We start from the raw sequence: 1,571 nt of genomic DNA on the forward strand, positions 1-1,571 counted from the left end.
GGTGTTCTCAATGCTTTGACTTTAACAGGGCGCGATATGCAAAATACGCGGTTAGTCTGTAATGGTGCTGGTTCTGCAGGGATTGCTTGTATTGAATTGATTAAAGCGATGGGCTTTCGTTCCGAAAATATCATATTATGTGACACAAAGGGTGTGGTCTATGAAGGCCGCAAAGAGGGAATGAATCAGTGGAAATCTGCGCATGCTATTCAAACAGATAAACGTACGCTTATGGAAGCAATGGAAGGTGCAGATATATTTTTTGGGGTCTCTGCTAAAGGTGCTCTTACTCCTGAAATGGTAAGATCCATGGCACCCCAGCCGATCATTTTTGCTATGGCTAATCCCGATCCAGAAATTACGCCGGAAGAGGTTATGCAAGTGCGTCATGATGCCATTGTCGCAACAGGACGTTCCGATTATCCAAATCAGATTAATAATGTTCTTTGTTTTCCTTATATATTTCGTGGTGCGCTTGATGTGCGTGCAAGAGTTATTAATGAAGACATGAAGATTGCTGCGGCAAAGGCTCTTGCTAATTTAACGCATGAAGAAGTGCCTGACAGCGTTGCAGAAGCTTATTATGGAAAGCGATTAAAGTTTGGTCCTAACTATATCATCCCTGTTCCTTTTGATCCGCGTTTATTTACGGTTGTTTCAATAGCGGTAGCAAAAGCAGCAATGGAAAGCGGTGTTGCGCAAAAGAACATAGATGATTTAGAGGCCTATGAGCGCGATTTGAATGCGAGACGTGATCCTACTTCCTCGATGATGCGTAGGGTTTATAACCATGTTCGTCAAGCGCCAAAACAAATTGTATTTGCAGAAGGTGAAGAAGAGCAAGTTATGCGGGCAGCCGTTTCCTATGTTCATCAAAAATTGGGACAAGCAATTTTGGTTGGTCGTGAAGAGCAAGTAAGAGAAGCGGCTGTTATCGCTGGAATTGATCTGGAGCGTGAAGGTATTTCTATTATGAATGCTAAGCTTTCTTGCCATACAGATGCTTATGCGAATTATCTTTATAAAAAAATGCAGCGTCAAGGTTGGCTGTTGCGTGATTGTCATCGTCGTATCAATAATGATCGCAATTATTTTGCTGCGTGTATGGTGGCACTAGGAGATGCTGATGCGATGGTTACAGGGGTGACACGCAATTATGAAACAGCGTTGATCGATATACGTCGTGCAATTGATGAAAAACCAAAAGAACGATTGATTGGTATTTCAATGGCTATTTGCCGTGGACGAATTGTGTTTATTACGGATACAGCCGTTTATGAAAATCCTAATGCTGAAGAACTTGCAGATATAGCTGAACAAGCAGCTTCATTTGTGCGAGGATTTGGATATCAACCACGGGTAGCATTTTTAGCATTTTCTACATTTGGTTATATGAAAGGGAAGACGACGCAGCAAATTCAGGATGCGATTAATATTTTACATGAACGCAAAGTTGATTTTGAGTTTGATGGAGAAATGAGTGCTGATGTGGCACTCAATTCCAAATTGATGCAGCAATATCCATTTATGGGATTAACGGAGCCTGCTAACATTTTGGTTATGCCTGGATA

General features: G+C 41.6%; 1 protein-coding gene. It reads left to right on the plus strand.

The window, feature by feature from the left end; translation table 11 throughout:
- Positions 1 to 1,571: phosphate acyltransferase (locus tag ACFIL8_RS12815; RefSeq protein ID WP_375689651.1), on the plus strand; the 1,571-nt coding region annotated here is incomplete at both ends.

The organism is Bartonella sp. AP57NXGY, from assembly GCF_042195805.1.
Lineage (GTDB): Bacteria > Pseudomonadota > Alphaproteobacteria > Rhizobiales > Rhizobiaceae > Bartonella.